Raw genomic sequence first — 1,782 nt, 5'->3', positions numbered from 1 at the left:
GCTTCACAGTCCAAGACGCTCCATACGTCCAAAAGCTACCAACCCTCGTCAGGCTCGCAGCAACGTAGCTGCACCGGAATGTGCCCCGGTTACCCTAAAGGCGATCCCGCAAAGCGAACCATAACATGCCAAGAGTCTGTAAAGGACCGCGCAACACGGCCCCTCCTGGGAACGCAGGAGGCGTTATGGCTCTGAACAGGTCTAGCCCCGTATCCGCTCCTAACATTGCTTCAGCCAGCAATTTTCCGGCATGGGTCGACATCAACGCGCCCATGCCAGAATAGCCGTGCGCAAAATAGATTTCCCCCTCCCGTCCCATATGGGGCAAACGCGTTTGGGTGACCGTCACCTGGCCACCCCAGCAATATTCGATCGGAATAGTCGCGAGTTGGGGGAAAACCTCAGCCATTGGCTTTCGGACGAAAGCCTCCATATCCCGCGGCGGCTTGGGGAAATAGTTTTCACCGCCGCCAAACAAAAGACGACCATCGGGGGTCATTCTGAAGTAATTCACAACGAAGCGCGTATCAGAAACCGCCAGATCGTTAGCAACGATAGCGGTCGGATCTTTTAGCGGCTTGGTGACCGCAATATAGCTGCCAATTGGTATGAAGCGCTTTTCAATCTCTGGATAAAGTTTATCCAGAAAAGCGTCGCCTGCAACGACGATCCGCTTCGCGCGGACCCGTCCTTGCGCCGTAAACACCTCCAGGTTTGGTCCCTTGCTCAAGTTAAGGACAGGACTGTTTTCGTATATCTTCACGCCGACGGTTTCTGCAGCACTTGCCAGGCTCAGAGTATATTTTAAGGGATGATAGTGTCCGCCTAGGCGGTCGAGAAGGCCGCCATAATAGGACGAGCCGACACGCGTGGACGTCTCATCTTGATCAAGAATTTCAACACTTTCGTATCCGAAATTCCTGAGAGTTTTAAGTTCCTCGTCAAAATATTTGACGTGGCTCGGCTTGGCCGCAGTGTTGAGATGCCCGTTCAATACGAGATCACACTCTATAGCAAAGCGAGATATTAGACCAAGGACTGTGTTGCGCGCCTCTATACCCTGCCAAAAAAGCGCTCGGGCTTGCTCTTCTCCGACCATCTCAACCAATTCGGTGGGGCCCTTGCGAAGTCCCGGAATCAATTGCCCTCCGTTGCGACCTGACGCTCCCCAACCAACCTTGCCGCCTTCGATGACCACGACCTTGAGACCGACTTCGGCAGCATGAAGCGCCGCAGACAACCCGGTGCATCCGCCGCCAATCACACACACATCAGCTTCGATATCGTCCGCTAGAGCTTTTGAATCAGACCTGGAATTTGCTGTTGCGACATAATAACTGCCCGCCATGTTCAGTTCACGGTTGAAGCCGGATTCCTTGTGCAATTCTGAGATACTATTCATAATCAAGCTCCGTAACCTCTTCTAAAAAACACGACCGGCTTGGGGGTATATGGTCGAAAAAGGTGCGACCATGATCTGGGAGCCGTAGACGTCAAGATCGCCACTTGTAAGAAATGAATTGTAACCATGAAGCGAGCAGCCCGCCACCCAGCTAAAAGTAGCGAGCTGCTTCTTTAGCGCATGGTCGGGATGATAAAGCTCTGATCGCTGACAGCGCCGCCTTGCGGCCAGCGCTGGGTGACGGTCTTGACACGCGTGTAGAAGCGCACGCCATCCATGCCGTATTGGTTCAGATCGCCAAAGCCCGAACGCTTCCAGCCGCCAAAGCTGTGATAGGCCACGGGCACCGGGATCGGCACATTGATGCCCACCATGCCGAC

General features: G+C 53.9%; 2 protein-coding genes. Both read right to left on the bottom strand.

Annotated features, from left to right (window positions below):
- Nucleotides 1-94 precede the first annotated feature (94 nt).
- Complete coding sequence (locus B060_RS0123470; protein ID WP_018084221.1) at nt 95-1,402, bottom strand: NAD(P)/FAD-dependent oxidoreductase; 1,308 nt, start codon at nt 1,400-1,402, stop codon at nt 95-97.
- A 173-nt stretch (nt 1,403-1,575) separates the two neighbouring features.
- Nucleotides 1,576-1,782, bottom strand: a 207-nt coding sequence (locus B060_RS25855; protein ID WP_040401990.1) for an aldehyde dehydrogenase family protein, incomplete at its 5' end; no start/stop codon positions are given.

The organism is Asticcacaulis benevestitus DSM 16100 = ATCC BAA-896, assembly GCF_000376105.1.
Taxonomy (GTDB): Bacteria; Pseudomonadota; Alphaproteobacteria; order Caulobacterales; family Caulobacteraceae; genus Asticcacaulis; species Asticcacaulis benevestitus.
Note: the sequence above shows the minus strand (reverse complement) of the source record. Positions and strands in the feature narration are given on the sequence as shown.

Coding starts and splice junctions, on each gene's coding strand:
- B060_RS0123470 (WP_018084221.1), bottom strand. CDS start 1,402: ATGAATAGTATCTCAGAATTGCACAAGGAATCCGGCTTCAACCGTGAA.